The organism is Pseudomonas sp. PB103 (assembly GCF_009764635.1).
Classification (GTDB): Bacteria; Pseudomonadota; Gammaproteobacteria; order Pseudomonadales; family Pseudomonadaceae; genus Aquipseudomonas.
The window spans coordinates 1-5,486 of record NZ_RWIL01000071.1; the positions used below are offsets into that span (position 1 = coordinate 1).

Below are 5,486 nucleotides of genomic sequence, written 5' to 3' on the forward strand. Positions count from 1 at the left end.
CAGGCTGCGATCTTTTGATGTTGTTTTTCAAGATCAAAAGATCGCAGCCTGCGGCAGCTCCTACAGGGAGCGGTTTGCGATCAGATACAGGGAGCGGTTCGCGATCAGTTCAGGTCGGAGGGTGGGTCAGGTCAGGCGCCACGCGGCGAGGCCCAGGCACAGCCAGCCGATCAGGAAGGCGAGGCCGCCGAACGGGGTGATGATGCCGAGCTTGCTGATGCCGGTGGTGGTCAGCACGTACAGGCTGCCGGAGAACAGTAGAATGCCGACGGTGAAGGACACGCCGGCCCAGGTGACCAGGCGGGCCTGAACATGCGTGGCCAGCAGCGCAACGCCGAACAGCGCCAGCGTGTGCACCAATTGGTAGGTGACGCCGGTGTGGAAAATCGCCAGGTACTCCGGCGTCAGGCGGTTTTTCAGGCCGTGGGCGGCAAAAGCGCCCAGCGCGACACCGGTAAAACCAAAGAAAGCGGCCAGCAGCAGAAAGCCACGCAACATGAAGAACTCCAGTCAGACTCGATCGGCAGGGTCTGTATAATGGCCCGCTCCACGGGTTCGGCCAAGCCATCTCTATGCTGCGTACTATTTTCCGTCGTCTCACGAAAGCCCTGCTCTGGTTCGCGGGCGGCAGCATCGTGCTGGTGCTGATCTTTCGTTTCGTGCCGCCGCCGGGTACGGCGCTGATGGTCGAGCGCAAAGTCGAGTCGTGGGTCGACGGCGAGCCGATTGATCTGCAACGCACGTGGAAGCCGTGGGACGAGATCTCCGACGATCTCAAAGTCGCGGTCATGGCCGGTGAAGATCAGAAATTCCCGGAGCACTGGGGTTTTGATTTCAGCGCAATTCAGGCCGCACTCGCGCACAACGAGCTCGGCGGCTCGATTCGCGGCGCCAGCACCTTGAGCCAGCAAGTGTCGAAAAACCTGTTTCTGTGGGCCGGGCGCAGCTATCTGCGCAAAGGCCTCGAAGCCTGGTTTACCGCGCTGATCGAGGTGTTCTGGCCCAAGCAGCGGATTCTTGAGGTGTATCTGAACAGCGTCGAGTGGGATGACGGTGTGTTCGGCGCCGAAGCTGCCGCCCGTCATCATTTCGGTGTCAGTGCCAAGTCCTTGTCGCGCCAGCAGGCGAGTTATCTGGCGGCGGTGTTGCCGAATCCGCGTGTGTGGAGCGCCAGCCATCCAACCGCTTACGTGTCGCGCCGCGCCGGCTGGATTCGCCAGCAGATGAGCCAGTTGGGTGGCGACAGCTATCTGCTGGGTCTCAACGATTCGCGCCGGGCACCGTGGGCGCGCTGATCCTTTCCTAAATCAGAACAACTTCAGCGGCTCTTCATTGAGCGCTGACAGTTGTTCGCGCAACGCTAACACCTGATCGCCCCAATAACGCTCGGTGCCGAACCACGGGAAACTGTGGGGGAACGCCGGGTCATCCCAGCGCCGCGCCAGCCAGGCGCTGTAGTGCATCAGGCGCAAGGCGCGCAGCGGTTCGATCAGCGCCAGTTCGCGTGGGTCGAAATCGTGGAATTCGTTGTAGCCGTCCATCAATTCCGATAACTGCCCGAGGCATTCCTGACGGTCGCCAGCGAGCATCATCCAGATGTCCTGCACGGCCGGGCCCATGCGGCAGTCGTCGAGGTCGACGATGTGAAACATCTCGTCGCGGCACATCATGTTGCCGGGGTGACAGTCGCCGTGCATGCGGATGTTCTGGTGGGGGGTCGCAGCGTAAACATCTTCGACACGTTTGAGCAGGTCGCGGGCGACGGACTCGTAGGCCGGCAGCAGGCTTTTCGGAATGAAATTGCCTTCGAGCAAAGTGTTCAGCGAGGCGTGGCCGAAGTTCTGCACGGCGAGGGCTTCACGGTGTTCGAACGGCTTGGTCGCGCCGACCGCGTGAATGCGTCCGAGCAACTGGCCGAGGCGATACAGCTGGTCAAGATTGCCCGGCTCCGGCGCCCGGCCGCCACGGCGCGGGAACAGGGTGAAGCGGAAACCGGCGTGTTCGTGCAGGGTTTCGCCGTTGTGGATCAGCGGCGCAACCACCGGAATGTCGACGTCGGCCAGTTCGAAGGTGAATTTGTGTTCTTCGAGGATGGCTTCGTTGGTCCAGCGTTGCGGACGGTAGAACTTGGCGATCAGCGGTTCGGAGTCTTCGATGCCGACCTGATAGACGCGGTTCTCGTAGCTGTTGAGCGCCAGAATGCGTGCATCACTGAGGAAACCAATGCTTTCAACGGCATCGAGGACGAGGTCGGGGGTGAGGGTTTCAAACGGGTGGGCCATGCTGACTCCTGCGCGCAGCAGGCTGCCGCGTCCGGCCCAGCATGGTAGCGCAGATGGCAGCGGGGGAGGTGGTTGGTGTCTGTGCTGACGCCATCGCTGGCAAGCCAGCTCCCACATTAGAAATGCGTTCCCTGTGGGAGCTGGCTTGCCAGCGATGAGGCTATATCAGGCGCCGACGATCCCGCCGTCCTCACGGATAATCGCCATCACCGACGAGCGCGGTTTGCCATTCGGCAGATGCTCCGGGAATGTCGACCCGCCGTTCTCCCACATTAGAAATGCGTTTCCCTGTGGGAGCTGGCTTGCCAGCGATGAGGCCATATCAGGCGCCGACGATCCCGCCGTCCTCGCGGGTAATCGCCATCACCGACGAGCGCGGCTTGCCATTCGGCAAATGCTCCGGGAACGTCGAACCACCGTTCTCCCCCGGATGCTGAATCCCGACAAACAGCGTCTTCTGATCCGGCGAGAAGCTGATCCCCGTCACCTCACAACCAATCGGCCCGACCATGAACCGGCGAATCTCACCGGTCTTGGGATCGGCGCAGAGCATCTGGTTATTGCCCATTCCGGCAAAGTCGCCAGCGTTGCTCGAATCGCCATCAGTAAGAATCCACAAGCGGCCAGCCTTGTCGAAGCCCAAGCCATCGGGGCTGTTGAACATGTTTTGCGGGGTGATGTTCTTCGAGCCGCCCTTCGGCGTCCCGGCATGCACACCCGGATTACCGGCAACCACAAACAGATCCCAGGCAAACGTTTTCGCCGCATGATCGTCGCGGTCGGTGCGCCAGCGCAGGATCTGCCCGTAGACGTTCTTCTCGCGCGGGTTCGGCCCACCGACGGGTTGGCCGTCTTCGCCGCGTTTGGCGTTGTTGGTCAGGGTGCAATAAACCTGGCCGTCCTTGGGGCTGACGACGATCCATTCCGGGCGGTCCATGCGCGTTGCGCCGACTACGCTGGCGGCGAGGCGCGCATGGATCAGCACTTCGGCCTGATCGGCAAAACCACTGCTGGCGTCGATGCCGTTTTTGCCGTGGGTCAGTTCGATCCACTGGCCCTGGCCTTTCGGGTGGTCGGGGTTGCTGTCGCCGTTGTCGAATTTGGCCACGTACAAGGTGCCGTGATCGAGGATGTCGCGGTTGGCCTTGGCATTGCGGTGATTGATGCGGTCACGGCTGACGAATTTGTAGATGAATTCGCCCCGCTCGTCGTCGCCCATGTACACCACGGCGCGACCGTCATCGGTCTCGGCCAGTGCGGCGTTTTCATGTTTGAAGCGGCCCAGCGCCGTACGTTTGACCGGGGTCGATTGCGGATCGAACGGATCGATCTCGACCACCCAGCCGTGACGGTTGAGTTCGTTGGGGTTTTTCGCCATGTCGAAGCGCGGGTCGTACGGGTGCCAGTTGATTTCGCGGCTGGCGACCGACACGCCGTAGCGCTTTTGCGCCGGGTCGAACTGCTGCTGGGCGTTGCTGCTGCCGAAGCAGTCGGTGAAGTTTTCTTCACAGGTCAGGTAAGTGCCCCACGGGGTTTTACCGTTGGCGCAGTTCTGGAAGGTGCCGAGTACTTTCTTGCCGTGTTTATCGGCGGCGGTCTTCATCAATTCGTGGCCAGCCGCCGGACCGCTGATGCGCAGCGGCGAGTTGCCGTGAATGCGGCGGTTGTAACGCGAGCCTTGAACGAACTGCCACTGACCGTTCTTGCGCTGTACCTCGATCACCGACACGCCTTCGCAGGCCAGTGCCTTGCGCACGTCTTCGGCCGATTGCGGCATGCCGCCGTGCGGGTAGAGGTAGCGGTAGTTGGTGTATTCGTTGTTGATCGCCATCAACGCGCGGTTGCGATCGTCAGGGAAGGCGAACAGGCTCATGCCGTCGTTGTTGTCGCCGAACTGCACTTCTTGTGCGGCGGCGGTGCCGTTGCCGCTCGGGTCGAAGGCCGGACCGTTTTTCTGTAATGGCTGGCCCCAACTGATCAGCACCGAAGACTTGTAGCCTTTGGGCAGGCTGATCACGTCGGTGGTCGCCGCCGGAATGCTCTCGAAACCGAGCAGGCGACTGTTGCCAGCGCTGACGCTGGTGGCCAGTGCGCTGCGGCTCAACAGACTGCCGCCGAGGAACATCGCCGCGCCGCACAACGCGCCGGCGCCGATGAAGCCGCGACGGCTGAGGCCGACCATTTTTTCCAGGTCAGTCGATTGGTTTTCTTCTAATAGGCTCACATCAGGCTCCCTGCTTGGTTTTGGCAGCCACCTTAATGAGCGTCGATGACGCTTTCGTTGCAGCGCCCGGCTAGAGCGGCGTACCGATGAGCACGTTGGACGGTGAAAACTGCACCTGCACCGGTTGTTCGACGGTCAGACCACGGGTGCGCAAGTCCAGCGGCTCAGCCAGAGCGCAGAGGGTATGGCCGTTGGGCAGGGTAATGCGCACTTCGCTGGGGCCATCCTCGGCGTCGAGAATGGCTTCGATGGTGCCGTTGAGAAGATTGTGACCAGACGTTGCAGGTTGTTCGACGGTCAGCAGTTCGAGCCAGCCAGCCTTGATCAACGCCACCACTTCGGTGCCGGCCTGCAGTTCCAGATGCACGGTGCTGTCGTGGGTGATTTGCGCGTCGAGGTGCAGGCCTTCGGCGAGTTCGAGGCGGATCAGGTCATTGCGACCCTGACTTTCAATCGCCACAACCTTGCCATGCAGCTGATTGCGTGCGCTGGTTCGGAGCATCAAACGACCGAGCAGATCGAGGTCGCTGGCGTCTTCCGCGGCTTCCAGCACCTGGGCCTGCAAGGCTTGCAGCTTTTGATAAAGGCGCAATACCCGTTGGCCTTCGCTGGATAGTTTCGCGCCGCCACCGCCCTTGCCGCCGACGGCACGCTCGACCAGCGGTTTTTGCGCGAGGTTGTTCAACTCATCGATGGCATCCCACGCCGCTTTGTAGCTCAGGCCGGCGCTTTTTGCCGCGCGGGTGATCGAGCCCTGTTCGGCGATGTGTTGCAGCAGGGCGATACGCTGCGGACGGCGGACGATGTGCTGGGACAACAGGGAAGGCATGGACATGAATGGGGGCTTTTTAGCTGTGGCGGTGGGAAGTGAAGTTGGCCGCTTGCAACGCCAGAGTCAAGCCAAACCCAATCCCCTGTAGGAGCTGCGGCACGCTGCGATCTTTTGATCTTTAAAAACAAGATCAAAAGATCGCAGCGTG

Annotated in this window: 5 protein-coding genes; 1 reads left to right on the forward strand and 4 read right to left on the reverse strand. The window is 61.4% G+C overall.

Features of this window, described 5'->3' with window-relative positions; translation table 11 throughout:
* Window positions 1–126: 126 nt before the first annotated feature.
* On the reverse strand, window positions 127–498 hold the full coding sequence (locus tag EJA70_RS13470; RefSeq protein WP_158831273.1) for a DUF423 domain-containing protein: 372 nt from the start codon (window positions 496–498) through the stop codon (window positions 127–129).
* A 74-nt stretch (window positions 499–572) separates the two neighbouring features.
* On the opposite strand from EJA70_RS13470, the gene mtgA reads away from it, so the two are divergent.
* Window positions 573–1,295 (forward strand): monofunctional biosynthetic peptidoglycan transglycosylase, encoded by a 723-nt coding sequence (gene mtgA / locus EJA70_RS13475; RefSeq protein ID WP_008083830.1) that lies wholly within the window; start codon window positions 573–575, stop codon window positions 1,293–1,295.
* 12 nt (window positions 1,296–1,307) lie between these two features.
* Here mtgA and EJA70_RS13480 read toward each other — a convergent pair whose 3' ends face one another.
* From EJA70_RS13480 to EJA70_RS13490, 3 genes are all read right to left on the reverse strand, one after another.
* Window positions 1,308–2,282 carry a serine/threonine protein kinase gene (locus EJA70_RS13480; RefSeq protein WP_158831275.1) on the reverse strand — a complete coding sequence of 325 codons (975 nt, stop codon included), beginning with the start codon at window positions 2,280–2,282 and terminating at the stop codon, window positions 1,308–1,310.
* Window positions 2,283–2,604: 322 nt separating this feature from the next.
* Entirely contained in the window at window positions 2,605–4,506 is a 1,902-nt protein-coding gene (locus EJA70_RS13485; protein ID WP_158831277.1) for a PhoX family phosphatase, read from the reverse strand.
* A gap of 70 nt (window positions 4,507–4,576) precedes the next feature.
* Entirely contained in the window at window positions 4,577–5,341 is a 765-nt protein-coding gene (locus EJA70_RS13490) for a TOBE domain-containing protein (RefSeq protein WP_158831279.1), read from the reverse strand.
* Between the last annotated feature and the right edge of the window lie 145 nt (window positions 5,342–5,486).